The organism is Shimia sp. R9_1 (assembly GCF_017743775.1).
In the GTDB taxonomy this organism is placed as follows: Bacteria; Pseudomonadota; Alphaproteobacteria; order Rhodobacterales; family Rhodobacteraceae; genus Shimia.
In genome coordinates this window covers 1,320,370-1,340,856 of the sequence record NZ_JAGHRN010000001.1, presented here as the reverse complement: position 1 = coordinate 1,340,856, position 20,487 = coordinate 1,320,370, and the positions used below count along the sequence as shown (strand labels likewise).

The 20,487-nt window shown below is 58.9% G+C and carries 22 protein-coding genes and 1 riboswitch; of the genes, 18 read left to right on the top strand and 4 right to left on the bottom strand.

What is annotated here, in order from left to right:
- The 17 genes from J7399_RS06430 to J7399_RS06350 all read left to right on the top strand — a co-directional run bounded on the left by J7399_RS06430 (position 1) and on the right by J7399_RS06350 (position 13,912).
- The gene (locus J7399_RS06430) at positions 1-1,206 is read left to right on the top strand and encodes a metal ABC transporter permease (protein WP_209084707.1); all 1,206 of its coding nucleotides are present in this window, start codon (positions 1-3) and stop codon (positions 1,204-1,206) included.
- Positions 1,203-2,129 carry a metal ABC transporter permease gene (locus J7399_RS06425; protein ID WP_209084706.1) on the top strand — a complete coding sequence of 309 codons (927 nt, stop codon included), beginning with the start codon at positions 1,203-1,205 and terminating at the stop codon, positions 2,127-2,129. Before J7399_RS06430 ends, J7399_RS06425 begins: the two co-directional genes overlap by 4 nt.
- Before the next feature lie 173 nt (positions 2,130-2,302).
- Complete coding sequence (hemP, locus tag J7399_RS06420; protein ID WP_209084705.1) at positions 2,303-2,458, top strand: hemin uptake protein HemP; 156 nt, start codon at positions 2,303-2,305, stop codon at positions 2,456-2,458.
- Positions 2,459-2,470: 12 nt separating this feature from the next.
- A complete protein-coding gene (locus J7399_RS06415; protein WP_209084704.1) occupies positions 2,471-2,737 on the top strand; it encodes a (2Fe-2S)-binding protein in 267 nt (88 codons plus the stop codon).
- A complete protein-coding gene (bfr, locus tag J7399_RS06410) occupies positions 2,712-3,200 on the top strand; it encodes a bacterioferritin (protein ID WP_209084703.1) in 489 nt (162 codons plus the stop codon). Before J7399_RS06415 ends, bfr begins: the two co-directional genes overlap by 26 nt.
- A gap of 92 nt (positions 3,201-3,292) precedes the next feature.
- Positions 3,293-3,400, top strand: a riboswitch (TPP riboswitch).
- A gap of 48 nt (positions 3,401-3,448) precedes the next feature.
- Positions 3,449-4,252, top strand: a complete 804-nt coding sequence (gene thiD, locus J7399_RS06405; protein ID WP_209084702.1) for a bifunctional hydroxymethylpyrimidine kinase/phosphomethylpyrimidine kinase — start codon at positions 3,449-3,451, stop codon at positions 4,250-4,252.
- Complete coding sequence (locus J7399_RS06400) at positions 4,249-5,226, top strand: FAD-dependent oxidoreductase (protein WP_209084701.1); 978 nt, start codon at positions 4,249-4,251, stop codon at positions 5,224-5,226. The genes thiD and J7399_RS06400 overlap by 4 nt, the downstream gene beginning before the upstream one ends.
- Complete coding sequence (gene thiS / locus J7399_RS06395) at positions 5,210-5,404, top strand: sulfur carrier protein ThiS (protein ID WP_209084700.1); 195 nt, start codon at positions 5,210-5,212, stop codon at positions 5,402-5,404. Before J7399_RS06400 ends, thiS begins: the two co-directional genes overlap by 17 nt.
- Before the next feature lie 3 nt (positions 5,405-5,407).
- Positions 5,408-6,178 carry a thiazole synthase gene (locus J7399_RS06390; RefSeq protein ID WP_209084838.1) on the top strand — a complete coding sequence of 257 codons (771 nt, stop codon included), beginning with the start codon at positions 5,408-5,410 and terminating at the stop codon, positions 6,176-6,178.
- Positions 6,175-6,771 (top strand): thiamine phosphate synthase, encoded by a 597-nt coding sequence (locus tag J7399_RS06385; RefSeq protein WP_209084698.1) that lies wholly within the window; start codon positions 6,175-6,177, stop codon positions 6,769-6,771. The genes J7399_RS06390 and J7399_RS06385 overlap by 4 nt, the downstream gene beginning before the upstream one ends.
- Positions 6,768-7,736: a HesA/MoeB/ThiF family protein gene (locus J7399_RS06380; protein ID WP_209084837.1), complete on the top strand. Its 969-nt coding sequence runs from the start codon at positions 6,768-6,770 to the stop codon at positions 7,734-7,736. The genes J7399_RS06385 and J7399_RS06380 overlap by 4 nt, the downstream gene beginning before the upstream one ends.
- 16 nt (positions 7,737-7,752) lie before the next feature.
- Complete coding sequence (locus J7399_RS06375) at positions 7,753-8,688, top strand: ABC transporter substrate-binding protein (protein WP_209084696.1); 936 nt, start codon at positions 7,753-7,755, stop codon at positions 8,686-8,688.
- Complete coding sequence (gene tenA / locus J7399_RS06370) at positions 8,685-9,365, top strand: thiaminase II (RefSeq protein WP_209084694.1); 681 nt, start codon at positions 8,685-8,687, stop codon at positions 9,363-9,365. The genes J7399_RS06375 and tenA overlap by 4 nt, the downstream gene beginning before the upstream one ends.
- Entirely contained in the window at positions 9,362-10,090 is a 729-nt protein-coding gene (locus tag J7399_RS06365) for an ABC transporter ATP-binding protein (protein WP_209084692.1), read from the top strand. The genes tenA and J7399_RS06365 overlap by 4 nt, the downstream gene beginning before the upstream one ends.
- A complete protein-coding gene (locus tag J7399_RS06360; protein ID WP_209084690.1) occupies positions 10,087-10,821 on the top strand; it encodes an ABC transporter permease in 735 nt (244 codons plus the stop codon). The genes J7399_RS06365 and J7399_RS06360 overlap by 4 nt, the downstream gene beginning before the upstream one ends.
- 164 nt (positions 10,822-10,985) lie before the next feature.
- A complete protein-coding gene (locus J7399_RS06355; protein WP_209084688.1) occupies positions 10,986-12,827 on the top strand; it encodes an ATP-binding protein in 1,842 nt (613 codons plus the stop codon).
- Positions 12,824-13,912: an extracellular solute-binding protein gene (locus tag J7399_RS06350; protein WP_209084686.1), complete on the top strand. Its 1,089-nt coding sequence runs from the start codon at positions 12,824-12,826 to the stop codon at positions 13,910-13,912. The genes J7399_RS06355 and J7399_RS06350 overlap by 4 nt, the downstream gene beginning before the upstream one ends.
- Positions 13,913-13,943: 31 nt before the next feature.
- Here the strand turns inward: J7399_RS06350 and J7399_RS06345 are convergent, their stop codons facing one another.
- A complete protein-coding gene (locus J7399_RS06345) occupies positions 13,944-14,714 on the bottom strand; it encodes a CpsD/CapB family tyrosine-protein kinase (protein WP_209084684.1) in 771 nt (256 codons plus the stop codon).
- A gap of 389 nt (positions 14,715-15,103) precedes the next feature.
- Here J7399_RS06345 and J7399_RS06340 point away from each other — a divergent pair, with 389 nt between their 5' ends.
- Positions 15,104-17,284 (top strand): methyl-accepting chemotaxis protein, encoded by a 2,181-nt coding sequence (locus tag J7399_RS06340; RefSeq protein WP_209084683.1) that lies wholly within the window; start codon positions 15,104-15,106, stop codon positions 17,282-17,284.
- A gap of 49 nt (positions 17,285-17,333) precedes the next feature.
- Here the strand turns inward: J7399_RS06340 and J7399_RS06335 are convergent, their stop codons facing one another.
- Genes J7399_RS06335 through J7399_RS06325 form a run of 3 tightly spaced genes read right to left on the bottom strand, consistent with a single transcriptional unit; the run spans position 17,334 to position 20,487 of the window.
- Positions 17,334-18,305: a glycosyltransferase gene (locus J7399_RS06335; RefSeq protein WP_209084681.1), complete on the bottom strand. Its 972-nt coding sequence runs from the start codon at positions 18,303-18,305 to the stop codon at positions 17,334-17,336.
- On the bottom strand, positions 18,302-19,522 hold the full coding sequence (locus tag J7399_RS06330) for a glycosyltransferase family 4 protein (protein ID WP_209084679.1): 1,221 nt from the start codon (positions 19,520-19,522) through the stop codon (positions 18,302-18,304). Before J7399_RS06330 ends, J7399_RS06335 begins: the two co-directional genes overlap by 4 nt.
- Positions 19,519-20,487 (bottom strand): NAD(P)-dependent oxidoreductase, encoded by a 969-nt coding sequence (locus J7399_RS06325; protein ID WP_209084678.1) that lies wholly within the window; start codon positions 20,485-20,487, stop codon positions 19,519-19,521. Before J7399_RS06325 ends, J7399_RS06330 begins: the two co-directional genes overlap by 4 nt.

Here is a 20,487-nt window from a genome sequence, read left to right as displayed (position 1 = left end):
ATGTTGCTTGACGCTCTGACTTTGCAGCTTGGCTACAACGCCACGCTGGTGACTGTGGGTGCCACTTTGCTGGGTTTCGCATCCGGCGTTACCGGAACCTTTCTCTATCTGCGCAAACGTGCCTTGGTCAGCGATGCGATCAGCCACGCGACCCTGCCCGGTGTCGGGCTGGCCTTTATTGTGATGGTGCTGCTTGGCGGCGACGGGCGATCGTTGCCCGGCCTGCTGATGGGAGCCGCCCTTTCGTCGTGGATCGGGTTGCTGTGTGTCAACCTGCTGACCCAGCGCACGCGGCTTTCTGAAGACGCCGCCATTGGCGCAGTGCTTTCGGTGTTTTTCGGGTTTGGCGTTGTCTTGCTGACGGTCATTCAGACCATGGGAAGTGGCCGCGCCGCGGGACTTGAGAGCTTCCTGCTCGGCGCCACAGCGGGCATGTTGTTTAACGATGCGATGGTCATCGCCATAGGCGGCGCGCTGACGCTCCTGGCGGTTGTGATCCTGCGCCGTCCGATGACGCTGCTGGCGTTTGATCCTGAATATGCGGCCGCGCGCGGGTTGAATGTGCAACGCATGGATCTGGCGATCATGGCGCTGGCCATGGCCGTTACGGTAATTGGTTTGAAAATTGTCGGGCTGATCCTGATTGTCGCGATGTTGATTATCCCGCCGGTCACGGCCCGTTTCTGGACTGATCGGACCGACCATATGACGCTGATCGCTGGTCTTGCCGGCGGTGCTGCCGCGTGGATCGGGGCCAGCCTTTCGGCCATTGCGCCTGCGCTGCCGACCGGTCCGATTATCGTTTTGGTCAGTTTTGCGCTCTTTGCCTTGTCGCTTCTGCTCGCGCCCAATCGCGGTCTGCTTGCTGTCGGGGTCCGCCACAATCGGTTCCAGCGTCGGGTCCATTTGCGGCAGGGCCTTCTGGCCTTGGCGCAGGGTCAGCCGATCTATGAGGCCTACACGCTACGTCTTTTGCGTCGCGCGGGATTGGCGCACGCGGATGGTGTCGCCACCGACACAGGTCGGGCGCGTGCCGCCAAGGCGCTTCGGGATGAAAAACGCTGGGAAACCGTGCGTCAGGATCAGGCCTTTGAAAGTGCCGCCGCGCTTTATGACGGGTTGCGCGACATTGAAACCGTGCTGACCGCTGATCAGATCGCCGAGATTGACCACCGGATTGGTGGCCCCAAAGAGGTGCAGTCATGAGCGGTGCAGAATTTGTCCCTCTGTCGCTAACCCCGATGTTGATCGGTGTGCTGTCAGCCATCGCTTGTGCGCTCCCCGGCAACTTTCTTTTGCTGCGCAAACAGGCCCTGATCGGGGATGCCATCTCCCATGTCGTTTTGCCGGGTATTGTCACCGCCTTCCTGCTCACAGGCATCGTCGCGGCCGTGCCGATGATGCTTGGCGCTGCCGGTGCGGCCGTTGTCGCTGTGGTGATGATCGAGGCCATCCGCCGTTTGGGCAACATCGAGCCCGGGGCCGCCATGGGGCTCACTTTCACCACGCTTTTTGCGGCTGGTGTTTTGTTGCTGGAACAAAGCGACACCTCGGGCGTGCACCTGGATGTAGAGCACGCGCTTTATGGCAATCTGGAAAGCCTGATCTGGTTGGATGCGATTGGCTGGGAAAGCCTGTTGGATCCAGCGGCGCTTGCAGGTTTACCACCAGAGCTGGCCCGCGTTGCCATCGCTCTTTTCGGGGTGGTCGTGTTCCTTTGGCTGTTTTGGCGGCCCTTGGTGCTTTCCACATTTGATGAGAGCTTTGCGCAATCCATGGGCGTGCCAACCACCGCGCTTGGCATCGCTGTGGTGATGGTCTCGGCGCTGGCTGCTGTGGCGGCCTTTGATGCGGTGGGGTCGATCATCGTTATCGCGATGTTCATCTGCCCGCCCGCCGCCGCGCGGCTGATGACCAACCGCCTTGAGCATCAAATCGCGTGGAGCGTGGTGTTTGCGGGTCTCTCCGCTGTTCTTGGCTACGTGCTGGCAGGATACGGGCCTTTGTGGATCGGGTTTGAGGACGCCGTGAGCGCGGCGGGCATGATCGCGACTGTGTCCGGTCTCATTCTGGCTGTTGCGGCCCTCTGCGCGCCCCACCGCCATCGAACAGGCGCGCCTGCTCTCTAAAATTTTAAACCTGATTAAAAAACTCTGATTGACCTTTCTTACTGTTTCAGTAAGAAAAAGCACTCACCTTGCGCTGATCCTGTGCGAAAGCCGAATCGAAAGCGGGTGAAGGGACTGTGCCTACATCTGGAAGGCGAAATGCGATGTCACGCGAAGAAAATAAGAGTTCAAATATGACCGACCGCTTTGACGCAAACACTGTGCGATCGACGCCGATCCATGACGCGGAGATCCTGACCGATGGCGGAAATCTGGCGCGCATCCGGCTGAATGAAGCAGAATACACCTTGCGCATCACGCGGCAGGGCAAGTTGATCCTCACCAAGTGATTTGAGCCCGCCATGATCGTTTGTCACTGTATGAATATTTCGGATCACGAGATCCATGCAGCCATCGATTGGATGCGGGCCTCGGACCCCTCTGCGTTGATCAACCCAGGGAAGGTCTACCACGCATTGGGCAAGGCGGCGGATTGCGGCGGCTGCATGCCGCTGTTCCTCGACACAATGCGCAAAAATGATAACCTCTCCGTACCGGCGCATTTGCGCAGTCTGCGCAAGCCACAGGCGGAGGAGACACCCATTGAAAGGCAATCCGGAAGTAATTGAATACCTAAACAAATCTCTAAGACATGAATTGACCGCTGTTAGCCAGTATTGGCTGCACTATCGCCTCCAAGAAGATTGGGGGTTGATCCATATGGCCAAGAAGAGCCGCGAAGAATCCATCGAAGAGATGGAACACGCAGACAAGCTCATCGCCCGCATTATTTTCCTGGGCGGCCATCCCAACCTACAAAAATTAGACCCTTTGCGCATCGGCCAAACGCCGCTGGAAACCCTTGAGTGTGACCTGGCGGCTGAAGAGAGCGCTCGCGCGCTTTATTCCGAGGCGCGTAAGTTCTGTCAGAGCGTGGATGATTTTGTCTCCATGGAGCTGTTTGAAGATCTCCTGCAGGACGAGGAGGGGCATATCGACTTCCTTGAAACGCAGATTGATCTGCATGAACGCATCGGGGCAGAGAAATATGCCCATCTCAATGCCGGAAAGATGGATCAGGACGACTCCTGATCCCGCGCCATCGTGCTCACAAACATCGGCACCTTTCGCCCCGAGAGGTGTCGTTTTGTTTTGACGTTGCGTCCGGCCTTTTGTAAGCATCGCCCAAACCGTTGGGGTGTCCCACTTGTTGGGGCTGAGAGTCGCGCTTGCGTAAACCCATCGAACCTGATCCGGGCAATTCCGGCGGAGGGAACGGTGTCAAAGAAGATGACGTTTTTGCCGTGCGGAATCCCGTTTGTGAACTGGGAGGCGCCATTTTGGCACGTATCGCTTTGACAATTGCCGGCTCTGACAGCGGCGGCGGCGCAGGCATTCAGGCAGATTTGAAGGCGTTTTCCGCGCTGGGTACCTTTGGCACCAGTGTGATCACCGCCGTGACAGCGCAAAACACCCAAGCCGTAACGGCGGTGCATCCGATCCCGCTTGATGTGGTGCGCGCGCAAATTGATGCCGTGCTCTCAGATATGGACGTCAACGCCATCAAAATCGGCATGCTGGCGACACCGGAGATCATTCAAACGGTGGCCGAGGCGATCAAGGACTTCGCGGGCCCTGTGGTGCTCGACACTGTGATGATCGCAAAATCCGGTGACGCGCTTTTGGCCGATGAAGCGGTGGCGACACTTCGTGAGGTTTTGGTGCCACGCGCGACGGTGATCACACCCAATCTGCCGGAAGCCGCGCGGCTTCTAGACCAAGTTTCAGCGGTGGATGACGCGGCAATGGTGGCACAGGGGCAGGCACTTTGTGCACTGGGCGCGCAGGCGGTTCTGATGAAAGGCGGCCATGCGAGCGGGGAGATTTGCCGAGATTTTCTGGTGACGCCCGAAGGCGTTGCCGCCGAATTCACTGCGCCGCGCAAAAACACCCGCAACACCCATGGCACCGGATGCACGCTCTCGTCCTCAGTCGCCGCGGGCTTGGCCAAGGGCTTGAACCTTGAGGAAGCGGTGAGCGAAGCGCACGCCTATTTGCAAGGCGCAATTGCTGCTGCTGATGATCTCAATATCGGCAAGGGCCACGGGCCGCTGCACCATTTCCACCGGGTTTGGTCTGCATGACACTTTATTCCGTCATAGGTGCGGGCGTGGCCGGGTTGGCTGTGGCTACCGAGCTTATGGAGCGCGGGGCCGAGGTGCAGGTGTTTGATCCTGCCGGACCACCGGGCCCTCATGGCTGTAGCTGGTGGGCCGGCGGCATGCTTGCGCCATGGTGTGAATATGAAAACGCCGAAGAGCCAGTCTTGCGGCTAGGACAGGAAGCGATTGATTGGTGGGCTGGGCGGACCCCTGTCACCAAATCCGGCACTTTGGTTGTGGCCAACAAACGGGATCTGCCTGATTTGCGCCGCTTTGCCCGCCGCACGGAACAGTTTGTCGAGGTGGGGCGTGAAAAAGTCACCGAGCTGGAGCCGGATCTGCACGGTTTTGGGCAAGGCCTTTTCTTTGAAGGAGAGGCGCACCTCAACCCACGGCAGGCGCTTCAGGATCTCTACCGGGGCCTGAAAGACAAAGGTGCCATCTTTCACAAACGCCTTGCGCCAACGTCGCTGGAAAACGCCATCGACTGTCGCGGCCTGTCCGCGCGCGAATACCTCTATGATCTGCGCGGCGTGAAAGGCGAAATGCTCATCATCCGCTGCCCGGACGTGGACATCACCCGCCCTGTGCGCCTGCTGCATCCGCGTATCCCGCTCTATATCGTGCCGCGCGGCGACGGCATCTACATGCTTGGCGCCACAATGATTGAAAGCGAAGACAGCAGCCGTATCACCGCGCGCTCCATGCTGGAAATGCTGAGCGCGGCCTATGCGCTGAACCCGGCTTTTGGGGAGGCGGAAGTTCTGGAAATTGGCGTCGATCTGCGCCCTGCGTTCCCAGACAACCTGCCGCGCATCCGCCGCTTGGGACGGACAATCTACGCCAACGGGCTTTATCGCCACGGCTACCTGCTCGCACCAGCCTTGGCGCGCGGCGTGGCAGATCTGGCGCTTCACAACACACATTCGGAGATGGTCGATGAAGATCGAGCTTAATGGAGAGGCGCGCGACGTCGCCGCCACCACCCTTGCCGCGCTTTTGGAAGAATGCGGTTTCTCGGGCCGCGTGGCGACCTCCCTCAATGAAACCTTTGTGCCGGCCACCATGCGCGACGCCAAGGCGTTGAATGATGGCGACCGCATCGAGGTTGTCGCACCGATGCAGGGGGGCTGAGTGATGAGAGCGTTTTATGGCGTTGACCTGCCCAATCCGCTGATGTTGGGCACCGCGCAATATCCAAGCCCGGCCATTCTGGAAGAGGCTTTCCGCACAAGTGGCGCTGGCGTGGCCACGGTGTCTTTGCGCCGCGAAGGGGCTGGCGGCACTGGGCAAACATTCTGGAAAATGATTCAGGATCTGGGCGTGCATGTGCTGCCCAACACCGCGGGCTGTCACACTGTCAAAGAGGCTGTCACCACCGCCCATATGGCGCGTGAGGTTTTTGACACCAAATGGATCAAGCTTGAGCTCATCGGCCACACTGACAGCTTGCAGCCTGATGTGTTTCAGCTCGTGGAAGCCGCGCGCATTCTGTCAGAGGACGGCTTTGAGGTGTTCCCTTACACCACCGAAGATTTGATAGTGGGCGAGCGCCTTCTGGAGGCGGGGTGCGAAGTGCTGATGCCATGGGGTGCCCCTATTGGTTCCGGCCGGGGCCTCAACAATATTTATGCGCTGCGCGCCATGCGGGCCGAATTTCCGGATGTGCCCCTCGTGGTGGATGCGGGCATTGGCCTACCGTCCCATGCGGCGGCTGCGATGGAACTGGGTTTTGACGCGGTGCTGCTTAACACCGCTGTCGCCCGCGCCGGAGCTCCTGTGGCCATGGCGAAAGCCATGATGCTGGCCGTCGAAGCCGGGCAAGCCGCGTTTGAGGCCGACCCGATTGAGGCGCGCGATATGGCCGAAGCCTCCACGCCGGTTATTGGAAAGGCCTTCCTGTCATGACGCTTGATCGTTTCTATCCCATTTTTGACGACGTGAGCTGGCTTAAGCGGATGTTGCCGCTTGGTGTGAAACTCGTGCAGTTGCGCATCAAAGATCAGCCAGAGGCGCATGTGCGTACCCAGATTGCCGAAGGCCAGGCGCTCTGTCGCGAGTACGGCGCGGTGCTGGTGATCAATGATTACTGGCAGGCGGCAATTGACCTAGGTTGCGACTGGATCCACCTCGGGCAGGAAGATCTCGACGAGGCGGATCTGAAAGCGATCCGTCAAGCTGGTCTCAAACTCGGCGTGTCGACCCATGACGATGACGAACTAGAACGGGTTCTGGCGATGGCGCCGGACTATGTCGCGCTCGGCCCGGTCTATCCGACCATTCTGAAAAAGATGAAATGGCACCAACAGGGTCTGCCCCGCGTGACCGAGTGGAAAGCCCGCGTGGGTTCTGTGCCGCTTGTCGGTATCGGCGGCATGTCTGTCGAGCGCGCGCAGGGCGTTTTTGAGGCCGGTGCTGATATCGTTTCCGCAGTGACCGACATCACGCTCAACGCCGACCCGGAAGCGCGGGTGCGTGCATGGCTGGAGGTCTCAAGTTGAGCCGCTATGCGCGCCAGATGATCTTGCCCGAGGTTGGCGAAGCCGGGCAGGAAAAGCTCACCGCCGCTCATGTGCTGGTGGTTGGCGCGGGTGGTTTGGCTGCCAGCGCTCTGCCGCTTCTGGCAGGGGCCGGTGTAGGCCGCATCACCATTGTGGATGGCGACCGCATAGAGCGCTCCAACCTGCACCGCCAAACCCTGTTCACAGAGCGGGACGAAGGTTTGCCCAAGGCTGAGGTGGCCGCTGCGCGGTGCACCGCGATCAACGGCGATATCGCGGTTGAGGCCGTGGTGGCGACACTTACCCCTGCGGTGGCGTCGGTCATGGTCGAAGAGGCCACTCTGGTGCTCGACTGCGCTGACAGCTACGCGGTGAGCTATACCTTGAGCGATGTGTGTTTCGCGCAAAATGTGCCCCTGATCACCGGCTCAGCCCTTGCACTTTCGGGCTATGCTGCCGGTGTGTGCGGCGGGGCGCCCTCGCTGCGCGCGATTTTCCCGGAAGCGCCGCAAAACGCGGCCAGTTGCGCCAGCGCTGGTGTGCTGGGGCCGGTGGTTGCCATGATCGGCACATTGCAGGCGCAAATGGCGCTGTCCTGTCTGATCGGTTTGAGCCCGAGCCCGCTTGGACAGATGGTGCAATATGACGCCACAACCTTGCGCAGCGCGTCGTTCCGGTTTGATGGCGCAGCTGAACCGGCGCAGGCCTTCCCCTTCGTCAGCCCGGATATGCTGGAAAGTGCCGACACCATTGTCGAGCTGCGCGACGCCGATGAGGCCGCCATTCCAGCGCACCCGGATGCGCGCCGGATCGACCCGGCAAAACTCAAAGAGACCTTGCCTGCAAACGGCACCGGCCGCCTCGCGCTGTGCTGTGCCACAGGTCTGCGCGCCTGGCGTGCTGCAGAATCCGCAACCGAATTTTGGCCCGGCGAGATTGTTCTCGTCGCGGCTTCCGCTTCTTAACTCGAGAGGGAGACGCATGAAGCACCTAGTGACTGCCCTGGCCATGTTGGCCGCCACCCCAAGCTTTGCCGCAGACAAGATGACCCTGCTGCTGGACTGGTTTGTAAACCCCGACCACGGCCCGATCATCATCGCCGAAGAGAACGGCTATTTTGCCGAGCAGGGGCTTGAGGTTGAGGTGATCCCACCAGCTGACCCCTCCATGCCGCCGCGCCTTGTAGCTGCTGGCCAGGCTGACCTCGCGGTTTCCTATCAGCCGCAGCTGCACCTGCAGATCCACGAAGGCCTGCCGCTCAAGCGCGTTGGCACCCTCGTGGCAACCCCACTGAACTGCCTGTTGGTTCTGAAAGATGGCCCAATCAAATCCCCTGCCGATCTCAAGGGTAAGAAGGTTGGCTTCTCTGTGGCGGGTGTCGAAGAGGCCGTGCTTGGCGCCGTTCTGGGCAAATATGGCGTCACGACCGATGACATTGAGCTGGTCAATGTGAACTTTTCGCTGTCCCCATCCCTGATGTCCGGTCAGGTGGATGCTGTGATCGGCGCTTACCGCAACTTTGAGCTCAACCAGATGGATATCGAAGGCGCGCCGGGCACCTGCTTCTACATCGAAGAAGAGGGTGTGCCGTCCTATGATGAGCTGATCTATGTGACGAACCCGGACACCATGGATGCTGACAAAGTGGCGCGTTTCATTGCGGCGACCGAAAAGGCGACCCAGTACATCGTAAACAACCCGCAAAAAAGCTGGGAAATCTTCGCATCCACCTCCACTGAGCTTCAGGATGAGTTGAACGCACGCGCATGGGTCGACACCCTGCCACGTTTCGCACTGCGCCCTGCAGGTTATGACGCTGGCCGTTATGCGCGCTTTGAGCAGTTCCTGCATGACAGCGGCATGATCGACAGCATCAACCCTGTGGATGCCATCACCATTGATGTGACCGCAGAATGACCGCGCCCGAGTACGGTCGTGGCTTCGCGCTGATGCGCGAGGCCGCAGGGGAGGCATGGGGGGATTACACCCGCCATGCCTTCGTGGAAGGTCTCAAGGATGGCACCCTGCCGCGCGAAGCGTTTTTGCATTATCTGCGTCAGGATTATGTGTTTCTGATCCATTTCTCTCGTGCTTGGGCGTTGGCGGTGGTCAAATCTGAGACCCATGAGGAAATGCTCGCTGCGGTTGCCACGGTCAACGCATTGGTGGCTGAGGAAATGCAACTGCATGTCGGTATTTGCGAAGCGGCAGGCATCCCGCAGGATGAGCTTTTTGCAACGCCTGAACGTCCTGAAAACCTCGCTTACACGCGCTTTGTTCTGGAGGCTGGCTACTCAGGAGATCTCCTGGACCTTCTGGCGGCATTGGCCCCCTGTGTGATGGGGTATGGCGAGATCGGTGCGCGTTTGGGAAAGGAAAAAACCTCCGAGGCTTACGCAGACTGGATCGGCACTTATGCTGGCGAAGGGTTTCAAGGCGATTGCGCAGCGGTTGGGCAGCTTTTGGATAGCGCTTTGGAACGTCGTCTTGGCAAAGACTATGCAAACAGCCCGCGTTTCGCGACGCTGTGTGACAAGTTCCGCAAGGCAACCGAGCTGGAAGTCAGCTTCTGGCAGATGGGCCTGACCCCATGACCCACGCACCCGGCATCACGCTTAAGGGCACGGCCTCAATTGAGGGGCGGCAGCTCTTTGCACCTCTGTCTCTGACGCTGGATGCCGGGCGCTGGACCTGCCTTTTGGGCGGCTCCGGTGTGGGAAAAACAACGGTGCTGCGCCTATTGGCCGATTTGCCAACGGGGGCAGCTTTTGACGGCACCATTGCGGCCACGGATGGCGCAGGTGTTGCTGATCGTTCCGCCTACATGGCGCAGGATGACTTGCTTTTGCCATGGGCCACGGTTGAGAAAAATATCTCCTTGGGCACACGTTTGCGGGGCCAGAAAGCGGATGACGCGCGGCTTTCCCGACTGCTCGATCGCTGTGGCTTGCGAGACCATCTCGGCAAACGTCCCTCCGAACTCTCCGGAGGCCAACGACAACGGGTCGCGCTTGCGCGCACTTTGATGGAAGACAAACCCATCATCCTGCTTGATGAGCCTTTTTCCGCCCTTGATGCGCAAACCCGCGCAGCCATGCAGGATCTCGCGGTCGAGCTTCTGGCCGATCGCACGGTTTTGGTTGTCACGCATGATCCCGGTGAGGCCGCACGGCTTGGGCATGCCATCCACGTGATGACGCCAGCGGGCCTGACCTCGGTTGCGCCGCCCGAAACCGCTGTGCCGCGCGCAGTCGAAGCGATGGAAACCCTGACCTGCCAGTCAGATCTCTTGCGTTTGCTGATGGGACAGGCCGCATGAAAATTCTTCCGGCCGTAGCTGCCACGCTCTTTGCGCTTGCCGTCTGGCAAACCATTGTCTCACTCACCGAACTGCCGCGGTTCATCCTGCCCGGCCCGATGCTGGTGGCAGAAACATGGTGGACCAACCGCGCTGTGATTGCAGAGCATACGTTGGTCACCGCCCAAGAAGTGCTGCTGGGTCTCGCAATTGGCACAGCGCTGGGCATTTTAACCGCGTTGCAGCTTGCCACATCCAAAACAGCGCGTTTGCTGGTGCAGCCCATTCTGGTGTTTACACAAGCCCTACCGGTCTTTGCACTGGCACCGATCCTGACGCTTTGGCTCGGCTACGGGTTGTGGTCGAAGATCGCGATGGCGGTTCTGATCATCTATTTTCCGGTGACCTCAGCCTTCTTTGACGGGCTCATGCGCACACCGCCGGGCTATCTCGATCTCGCCAAAACCATGCAGGCCAGCCCGTCTCGTGTGCTTTGGCACATTCGCGTTCCCGCTGCGCTGCCTTCTTTGGGTGCCGGGGTGCGGCTGGCGGCGGTCTATGCACCGATTGGCGCTGTGATCGGTGAGTGGGTTGGGGCGTCAAAGGGGCTTGGCTATTTGATGCTTCTGGCCAATGGTCGTGCCAAGACCGACCTGATGTTTGCCGCAATGCTGACGCTCGGGGTTTTGTCCGTCCTGCTGTATGTTGTGATCTCCAAACTCACAAAGCGTTTGGGGGATCGGGAGACCTGATTTTCCCTGCAATCCAACGGGTAATTGATGCACGCCAGCATCGTTCACAAGTTTGAGAAATTGTGGTGGCAGACAACTTCTGCGCTATATGGTTAATCTTTCTTTAAGCACTCGCTGCCACTGACAGGTTAGCTTGCAAACCACGACTACTCCGCTGAGCGATTATGGCCCAACTGCGCACAACCAAAAGATTTCTTCGCCTGCGCAGTGGGACGGCGCTGGCCATCCTGCTGGTGGCTTCGCTTATTGCCCTTGTGGTTGCGCTGTCCGGACGCGACGCTGTGGAGACGCGCACAAATAACACCACCCGGATTGATGCCATCCTCCTGTCTCTTTCAGAGATGTCGGTTGTGTTTCATCAAATTCAGGACGGCGAAAGCCAAAGCCAAAATCTCGTTTTGCGCGGACAGCTGCGTCGTGCGGCCCATAACGCGCAAGAGGCCTTTGATGCTTTGTCAGGCCCCAACGTCGTGGAGAGCTTTTCGCCGGATGCGGAGGCCATCCTGACGCGCCCCAACATGAATCCGTTGATGGAACTCGAAGAGGTGCTCTATCTGGCTGATGTGGTGGTTGCGGCCAGCGCCAGTGACACCTCTATCAATCTTGCGGCCAAATTGGCGTCTGATCTGTCCTTCCGTCTCATGCCGTTCTTTAACCGTGTGCGCCAGTCAGAGGTGGAAGCCGCAGAGGCCGCTGCAGATGATCAAGTGCTCTACGGTCTCGCAGCATTGCTGGTGACCCTTCTGGGCGTGGGTATTGCGATCCAGTTCGCGCACCTTCCCATGGAGCGCTATGTGCTGGGCGCGCAGATGGAGATCGAACGCAACCAGCGCGCAGCCGAAGCTGCCTCAGAAGCAAAATCCATGTTCCTCGCCACGATGAGCCATGAAATCCGCACGCCGCTCAATGGCGTGCTGGGGCTTGCCGATGTGCTTTCTGATACGCAGCTGAACAAAGAACAGCGGCGCATGTTGGGGATGATTTCATCCAGCGGCCGGGATCTGCTTCAAATCATCAACGATGTGCTCGACCTCTCCAAGCTAGAGGCGGGCAAATCGACGCTGGAGTTTGTTGATTTTGATCTTGAAACCCTTTGTCGCGAAACCACCGACCTGTTCTCGGGGCAGGCGATCGGGCGCGATGTAGAGCTTTCGGTATCGGTGTCCCCGTCAGATGCTGGCTGGTATCTGCACGCCGCGCCAAGCGCGGTCCGTCAGGTGCTGAGCAACCTTGTGGGCAATGCCGTCAAATTCACCGAGAATGGCAAGGTCACCGTCCATCTGGAGGACATGCCCGGGCCGGAAGGCGCACCGCGCTTTGTGCGTATCGCGGTCAAAGACGAGGGGATTGGGATTTCGCCTGAAGCGGTGGATCGCATCTTCAATCAGTTCGAACAGGCAGACACCTCCACCACCACCCGTTTTGGCGGCACCGGCCTTGGTCTGTCTATCGTGAAGCGTCTCGCAGAGACTATGAACGGGCGGATCAGTGTGCACAGCGTCCTGCACGAGGGATCTGAGTTTGCGCTAATAATCCCTGTGGCCAAAGCGCTGCATCGCAAGGAGCGCCCCCAGGTCATCAAAGATGCACTGTTTGATAAATTTGTGCTGGTCGCCGACGACAACCGCGTCAATCAGATGGTGGCACAAAAGCTATTGCAGAAATTGGGGTGCGAAGTGCGCTTGGCCGGAAACGGCGAAGAGGCTGTCAAACTTGTTCGCGACTGGATGCCGGATATGGTTTTGATGGATGTGCGTATGCCTGTCATGGATGGGCTGGAAGCCACCCGCCAGATCCGAGCCGATCTCAGCATTCCCAATGCACAAACCCTGCCGATTGTCGGTCTTTCAGCCAATGCGCTGGATGAACATGCAGATGCCAGCGCGATGGCGGGGATGAGTGGCTACCTTGAAAAACCGATCACGCGCGAAGCTTTGGTCGCGGAACTTCTGCGCCATTGGCCTGACACGCCACAGGCGCAAGATCGAGAGGATCTCAGCGCATGACCTTCAAGCACTTTCTTCGTCCGCTTGGATTGGCGGCTACAGTCTGTCTCGGTGCCACGGCTTTGAAAGCGGGTGAAGATCTCGCTTGGCTTTATACGTGGCGCGCAAGCACGCCAGATGCGTTTTCCGAGAGCTTTGTCAAAGAACACCCGGAAGGGTTGGTGATTGATACGTTTATGGTGCCAGACGAAGCCGAAGCCCGGCTGGCGGCCCAGAACACGGGTTATGACGTCTCAGTACTGCCGGCAGAAATTGTGAAACGTCTGGCTGAAATGGACGCTTTGATGCCGATCGATACGCCCGTGGCGATTGACTGGGAGGCAGCACCAGCGTCAGCCTCTGTTGCGCAAACTGATGCGCTGTCGCGGGTGGCAGACTACTATGTGCCCTATGTCTGGGGCACCACCGGACTTGTGATGGATGTGGAAGCGATCCGCGCGCGCCTGCCGGACGCCCCGCTGGACAGCTGGGATTTGCTCTTTGATCCTCAAAACGCGGCAGCGCTCTCTGATTGCGGCATTTCCATAATCGACTCGCCACAAGAGATCTTTTCCCTCGCTTTGCACCATCTGGGGCGTGATCCGCACGGGGTGACAACCGAAGATTTTGATGCGGGCTTTGCCGCGCTGCGAGAGATTATGCCCCATGTGCGCCGCGTGTCCTATAAGCAACTGGAGGAAATGAGCTCCGGCGACACTTGTCTGGGTCTGGTTTGGAGTACGGTTGGCCTGACATTGGCAAAGCACGTGCCCAATTCAAATTACACTTATGTGGTTCCCAAGGAGGGTTCACTGATCTGGTCCAACGTTCTTGTAGCGCCCAAGAGCGAGGAAGCCGACTCCCACCGCGGCGAGTTGCTCACGCATATCCTGTCTGAAGAGAATGCCGAAACCCTTGCCAACTATGTGCAGGCGATCCTTTCGCCCAAGACATTTACGGGGGATATGTCTGCGGAGCAGGTAGCAATTGCACAGGCGTCGCTGCCGGAGGGTCTTGGCGATTTGATGTTCGCACTGAGGCCACTTTCCGGTCCAAAAAAATATGCCTTGGACAAGCGCTGGCGCCGTCTTCTTATCGGTCAGTGATGGAGCTGTGACCGCGAGTTCTCAGCCTGTCTCAGTAAGACAGCGCACCGTCAGCCTTGTTCAACATGACGCCCAGGATGGGCTTCACCTCAGACAGGATCTGCTCAACCTTACGCACATCCTCTGCCGTTGAAACGCCACCACCGGCAACAATCAAAACAGCGTCCACATTTGGCAGAAATCCCAGAACATCGTCAAATTCCAGAGCCGGAGGCATGTCAAACAACATGAGGTCCGGGCAGAGCATTTCCTCAAGCTCCTCCAGAACGGTGCCGGTCATTTCATTTTGAAACAGCTCCGCAGAGTTCTCACTTGGGGTGTCATTCAGTGCCAGCGCCAGGTTGGCGCGCGCTTTGATCAGAAAGTTCTCCGGCGCAATTGTGCCGCTCAGGTAATCCGCCATCGAATCCGGCGCATCAAGGCCCAGGGCCTGGTCCAAACTCGGGGCGCGCAAATCCATGTCCAGCATCACGGTGCGCACAGTTTCAAGGCGCGCCATGGAAAACGCCAGATTGGCGCTGACAAAGCTGCTGCCACAGCCGCGCGTTGGGGCGGTTACGGCCACCCGGCTCCAGCCATGTTCGTTTAAGGCCTGCAACAAGCGGGTGCGCAGCATATCAAAGGCGGCATGCGCCTCATGTGACCGCGTTGCACTGATCATATGGTTCTGCGCCAAAACCGCGTCGTCGAGTGCCGCGACGGTCAAGTTTTCCCAGAACACATCAGGGTCATGCAGCGCTGGCAGGCTCTGCTGCGTTGCGAGGTCCGCATCTTGGGAAGACTGGTTTTGATCGTAGCTCATCGTCGCGCGTTTCCGCATTGTTTGCACCCAAAATCTAGCAGTCAAATGCAGACAAAAGAAAGGCGCCAATGCGGAGATAGGGCGGCTTTGGCTTTGAGGAGGGGCGTGCCGTGCTCTGTCGGATTGGCCCGCGGGCGGCCTTTGAGGCGCTGAGAGCTGCTCTAGGGTAGTGACCTATGCGGGAAGCACAGAGTGATTCTACACCAATAGCGTTGAAATATATCAAGTTAAGTGTATGGAAAGGCAGCGAAAAATGCTCAAATATGGGGCATTAGCTACCCTAACGTCTCAAAAGGCGCAAGGGAAAGTCAGCTTTAAGCTCTTGTAAGCTTATTGGACCACAAAGTGCCTCCACTCAGGAAATAAACGTACCCGGTTAGGACACCGCGATGAAACTCAGATTAGTCATGCTGTTGGTTATCGGCCCGCTTTTTGTCTATGCAGGCTATCTCAAATTCCAAGACATCACAGCCCAGCGTGTCGCTCTCGCAAAGGCCCATGAAATCACAGTGATCACCCATGAAGAGGCGCTGGTCGATGATGTGATTCATGAGTTGCAGAAGGAGCGCGGATATTCTGCGGGCTTCATCGCCTCAAATGGCAAAAACTTCGCCAAAGAGCTGAAGGCGCAACGCCAGGAGGCCTCCCACGTGATCGCGGGAATGCGCGCAGAGGTCGTTGCCTTGCTGACGGAAAAAGCGCAGCTCTTGGCGGAGGTCGAAGACCGGCTAGACGCTTTGGATGATATGCGTGGACGGGTCGATAGGGGCGCCGCCACGGTTCCGGAAATGGCGAAGTTCTATACGGGCACGATCGACCTGCTGATCGATTTGGCGCGCCCGCCAACGACCGGAAGCGCCGGTGGCAGACTTGAAGCCATCTTGCATGCCCGTGCTCTGGTCGGCTCCGCCAAGGAAAGCGCCGGGCTGGAGCGCGCAACAGGCGCCGCTGGCTTGAGCCGGGGCTTCACCTTGGATTTGCACAATCGCTACATTGCGCTTGGGGGCGCACAGATCTCCTTGATGCATGAAACCGCCGGTGTCTTGTCAGAACCCACTTGGGAAACCGACCTTCTGGCGAGCCGGGAATTCAAGGCGCTGCAAGCCGCGCGGAACGAGATCATCCCGTTCTTTGGCTCACATGAGGAACTGTCGATCACCGCTGGGGAATGGTTTCAGATTTCCAGCCGATGGATCGATCTGCTGCGCGCCAAAGAGCTTGAATTTGTAAATGAAGTCGCGGCACTCACCGAAGGTATTGAAGCCGAGGCGCAGGCGAGCCTGAACAGTCTGATTTGGATTGGTGTGGCTATGTCCTTGCTGGTGCTGACCTTTGCTGTGATCGCCTTTGAGCGGGTGATCGGACGGATTAAATACTTGGTTTCCGTGCTCGATGACTTTGCCAAAGGAAATTACGAGGCTGAAATCGATGGCTTGGAAGGCGGCGGTGAGCTTCACAGCTTGGCCCGAGCCTTTGATAAATTCCGCCATGACACGCTGGATATGCAGGCCGCGTCTGATACGCTCAAATCCGAGCAGGAGCGTCTGAAAGCGCAGCAAGACAAAGTGGTCGCAGAGATCAGCGCCGGATTGGAGCGTCTGGCCGAAGGGGATCTGACCTACAAATTCTGTGAGACATTCCCGGAAGAATACGCGTCCCTACGCACCGATTTTGGCGATGCCATGGCAAAACTCAACGACACGCTGGCAAGCGTGGTGCACAACACTTCCAGCATTCGTAATGCCGCAACAGGCATCACAGAAGCCTCGCTGGAGCTCTCACGCCGCAGTGAAAATCAGGCGGCAACACTTGAGGAAACCTCCGCAGCGCTTGAAGAACTGACCGCCAGCGTCCGCGCCGCAGCTGAAGGCGCGCGCGGCGTTCAGAACACAACCGACAGCGCGCGTTCTGAGGCGACCGAAAGTGGTCAGGTGGTGAGACAAGCCGTTCAGGCCATGTCGGAAATCTCAGACTCGTCTGGCCAGATCGCGCAGAACATTGGTGTCATTGACGACATCGCCTTCCAAACGAACCTCTTGGCGCTAAACGCAGGTGTTGAGGCCGCCCGGGCTGGGGACGCAGGCAGTGGTTTTGCGGTTGTCGCGTCTGAAGTGCGGGCGCTGGCGCAAAAATCCTCAGAAGCAGCCACCGAGATCAAATCGTTGATCGGCGAAAGTGCGGATCATGTGAGCAATGGTGTGGAACTTGTGAACAAGACCGGCAAGGCACTGGAAAACATCGTGGACCGTGTGGGCCATATCTCTGAGCTGGTCTCTGAGATGGCGGCAGGCTCCAGCGATCAGGCCACAGGCCTTGGGGAGCTCAACGCCGGTGTGGCTCAGCTTGATCAGGTCACACAGCAAAACGCCGCCATGGCGCAAAACGCCAACACCACTTGCCACACTTTGAAAGAAGAAGCCGACGAGCTCGAGCGCTTGGTGGGGCAGTTCACACTCTTTGAAGGAGGCGTGGCTGCAGGTGATGCCAGCTTTGACAGCGCGGCGGATGACGCTGAGGAGTATGAAGACATCGCATTTTCTGGGGCAAAACAGGCCAAAAACGCAGCCTAAGCTCGCGAATGGTCTTAAGGCCGTCAGCGCAGTTTAAGCGCTGGCGGCGTTATTTATATTCAATGATCCGCATGCTGCGCCCCATGAGGCGGCGCCAGTGAAACATGCCCATGCCAAGAATATTGGGCACCTTTGACAGGGTGATCAGCCGCGCATGACGCCAGGCTTCCCAATAAGGCAGGCCCGCCGTGACAAGACCGTTTTTTGTGCGGATGTAGCTTGCCGTATAGATCATGAGCACGGTCACAAAGGCCCAGCGATTGCTCAGCAGGCCCCAGGCCGCGAGAGCGGGGAAAAGCGCGCCATAGACAACCGCACGAGCTTGTTCTCGCAACGCATAGGGGGGATGCATCCATCCCACCTGCGCATAGGCGTGACCGCCGCGCACGGCGCGCTGCCACCATTGCGAAAATTCCAGCATTGCGGCGTCATGGCGGGTCATCTCTTCGGGCAGGCGGCGGAGCGCCCAACCGGCTTTGCCGACCCGAAGGCAAAACTCTTCATCCTCTCCGGCAATCACCGTCGCATCAAATCCACCGGCCGCCACAAAGGCCGCACTGCGCACCAGCATATCTCCGCCACAAACGGTGATGTCTCCTGCTGGCCGATGCCATTCAAAATCGCATAGCGCGTTGTAGACACTGCGCTCCGGATAGAGCTCCGCGCGCCAGCCGGTCACCAGACCAAGTTTGGGATCTGCTTGCAGCGCTGCTTCTCCTGCCGCGATCCAGCCCTCGGCCACAATGCAGTCTCCGTCGACAAACTGCACGAACTCGGGCAAATCTTCGGTTTCTGCCAAAGCGTCAAACCCGGCCTGCCGTGCCCGCGCGGCTGTGAAAGGCAGGCTGTCATCCAACTCGATGACCAGAGCGCCAGCTGTTCGCGCCGCCTCCACGGAGCTGTCAGAGCTGCCGCTGTCCACATAGACAATCTCGACGTCCTGCGCGACGAGAGAGGCGAGGCAGGCGACCAACCGCTCGCCCTCATTACGCCCAATCACAATGGCCGTGGTGGCTCTCATCGTGCGCGCTCCTGCAGCAGAGCCCGCAACCGTGCAGCTTCTTTATCAATGTCAAAGGCCGCCTCCACCTTGGCGCGCCCCGCGATCCCCATTGCCGTGGCGCGCGCAGGGTTGGCCAGTAGCTTAGCAATGGCCTGTGCCAGCGCATCCGGATCTCCCGGTGGCACCAACAGGCCAGAGACACCTTCGGTCACCAGCTCGGGAATGCCGGCGATCTGGGTGGCCACCACAGGTCTGCGCGCGGCCATTGCCTCCATCAGCACCACGGGCACGCCCTCCGCAAAGCTTGGCAGCACCAGCATATCGGCGGCTAAAAACGCCTCTGCCACCTCTGACTGGGACTTGTACCCCACAAAAGAGACATGATCTGAAAGCCCAGCCGCGTCGGCCTGAGATTGCAGTGCCTTGCGGCCTGGTCCATCTCCAATCACGGTCAGATGCACATCCGGTTCTTTCTGCACCAGCTGTTCCATCGCCCGCAGCAGGATCGGCAGCCCTTTGACGGGGGCAAGCCGTCCCACAAACAGCAGCTTTGTGCACATCGGCGCCTCCGCCCCATCATAGCGCGCAGGCTCCACGCCGCAGTGGATGATGTGCAGTTTGCTCCAGTTTTTTGGATCGCTGAACGCCATCGCTTGTGAGCGGCAAAAATGACTGATGCAGGCCACAAAGTCTGCGCGCGCGATCTTTTCATCGAGCCGCCAATGGCCCGGCGCAAAGAAAATATCGGGCCCATGCAGCGTGAAACTATAGGGGATGCCGGACAGTTCGGAGGTCAGCATCGCCACGGTGCAGGATGATTTTGCAATGTGGTTGTGCAGATGCCGCACGCCCTTGTTGCGAAGATGTGCGGCCAAAACGGCGGCTTCTACAAAATAGAACAGTTGATAGAGCAGATTGTGCAGGCCGGGCGGCGCAGTTTTGACCGCCAATACCAACGCGCGCAGGAACCGAAGCGGGTTGCGCAGCAGGGCCCCAAACACCGCTGAGAGCAGCGGCAGTGGGGATTTGGCCGCCGCCAGAATGTAAAAGGTGGCCTTGGCTTCGGCCTTCTGTTCCTCACCCACCAGATGTTCTGCACCTGTGCGGCGCACCGAACATGTTTCCACCCGCTGACCCTGCGCGCGCAGGGCGGCCACTTCGCGTTGAATAAAAGTGTCGGTCGCGCGCGGATATTCTCCGGTCAGATAGGCGATGGGGGCGTCTTGCTGGGTCACGGTGCTTCGGCCTGCTGCTGGCGTTCTATGTCTGCTTGCATCGCTGCTTCAAAGGGCACCATTTCAACAGGCCCCAAGATTTTATGCATATGTGCATTGTCATACGTCAGCGGACGGTGTCGAGTCTCCAAAATTGGGGTGCGCAGCAGGCCCGGCATCGCGCCAATACCTGGCGTGGCAGAGGCGAACAGCCGCCAAACCTTGAGCGGAATGCGCATGGTGGCTTTGGGCCAGCCACAAGAGCGAAAGGCGGTCACAAAGCGGCGCCGATCCGGCAGATCATCGTCAACCACATTGACGATGCCCACGCCAGTTGGGGTTTGTGCGGCGCGCACCAGCATGGTGGCTGCCAGTTCGACACGACACAATGGCAGTGTTCCGCCGCCGTCGATCATCATCAAAAGGCTGCTCACCGCACGGCCAACATGTGCATTGAACAGATGCTCTGGCCCCCACACCGCCCCGAGCCGCAGTGTGCTCAGCGCAAAACCATAAAGCGCCGCCCCGTCGTCAAACATGGTCTCTTGCGCGTGTTTCGCATTGGCATAATCCGTGCGCCCTTCGACGCCCGTGGGGCAGGCCTCGGTCAGAACGGTGTGATCCGCAAGTTGGCGCACGTCATACACATCAAACGATCCCGCCAGCACCACATGCGGCACGTCTGCGGCCACCACTGCGTCAATCACGCGTCGGCTGACGGTCAGCGTATCGCGGATCTGGTCGCCCGATAGCGTGGCGGCGCAGTGAATGAGGGTTTGAACACCTTTGAGTGCGTCCGCCAGTGCGTCGCTGGATTGTGCCAGATCCAAAGCCACAACCGTGATGCCGCTGTCCGCTTTCCAATCCGGCGGCGCACTTTCAAGTCGGCGAACAAAGGCGCGCACAGGGATGTTCTGTCTGCGCGCTTCCGCCACGCAGTGGCGCCCAATAAAACCGGCTGCACCGGTGATGGCCAAATGTGTCAT

Coding starts and splice junctions, on each gene's coding strand:
- J7399_RS06430 (WP_209084707.1), top strand. CDS start 1: ATGTTGCTTGACGCTCTGACTTTGCAGCTTGGCTACAACGCCACGCTG.
- J7399_RS06425 (WP_209084706.1), top strand. CDS start 1,203: ATGAGCGGTGCAGAATTTGTCCCTCTGTCGCTAACCCCGATGTTGATC.
- hemP (WP_209084705.1), top strand. CDS start 2,303: ATGACCGACCGCTTTGACGCAAACACTGTGCGATCGACGCCGATCCAT.
- J7399_RS06415 (WP_209084704.1), top strand. CDS start 2,471: ATGATCGTTTGTCACTGTATGAATATTTCGGATCACGAGATCCATGCA.
- J7399_RS06400 (WP_209084701.1), top strand. CDS start 4,249: ATGACACTTTATTCCGTCATAGGTGCGGGCGTGGCCGGGTTGGCTGTG.
- thiS (WP_209084700.1), top strand. CDS start 5,210: ATGAAGATCGAGCTTAATGGAGAGGCGCGCGACGTCGCCGCCACCACC.
- J7399_RS06390 (WP_209084838.1), top strand. CDS start 5,408: ATGAGAGCGTTTTATGGCGTTGACCTGCCCAATCCGCTGATGTTGGGC.
- J7399_RS06385 (WP_209084698.1), top strand. CDS start 6,175: ATGACGCTTGATCGTTTCTATCCCATTTTTGACGACGTGAGCTGGCTT.
- J7399_RS06375 (WP_209084696.1), top strand. CDS start 7,753: ATGAAGCACCTAGTGACTGCCCTGGCCATGTTGGCCGCCACCCCAAGC.
- tenA (WP_209084694.1), top strand. CDS start 8,685: ATGACCGCGCCCGAGTACGGTCGTGGCTTCGCGCTGATGCGCGAGGCC.
- J7399_RS06365 (WP_209084692.1), top strand. CDS start 9,362: ATGACCCACGCACCCGGCATCACGCTTAAGGGCACGGCCTCAATTGAG.
- J7399_RS06360 (WP_209084690.1), top strand. CDS start 10,087: ATGAAAATTCTTCCGGCCGTAGCTGCCACGCTCTTTGCGCTTGCCGTC.
- J7399_RS06355 (WP_209084688.1), top strand. CDS start 10,986: ATGGCCCAACTGCGCACAACCAAAAGATTTCTTCGCCTGCGCAGTGGG.
- J7399_RS06350 (WP_209084686.1), top strand. CDS start 12,824: ATGACCTTCAAGCACTTTCTTCGTCCGCTTGGATTGGCGGCTACAGTC.
- J7399_RS06345 (WP_209084684.1), bottom strand. CDS start 14,714: ATGAGCTACGATCAAAACCAGTCTTCCCAAGATGCGGACCTCGCAACG.
- J7399_RS06340 (WP_209084683.1), top strand. CDS start 15,104: ATGAAACTCAGATTAGTCATGCTGTTGGTTATCGGCCCGCTTTTTGTC.
- J7399_RS06335 (WP_209084681.1), bottom strand. CDS start 18,305: ATGAGAGCCACCACGGCCATTGTGATTGGGCGTAATGAGGGCGAGCGG.
- J7399_RS06325 (WP_209084678.1), bottom strand. CDS start 20,487: ATGACACATTTGGCCATCACCGGTGCAGCCGGTTTTATTGGGCGCCAC.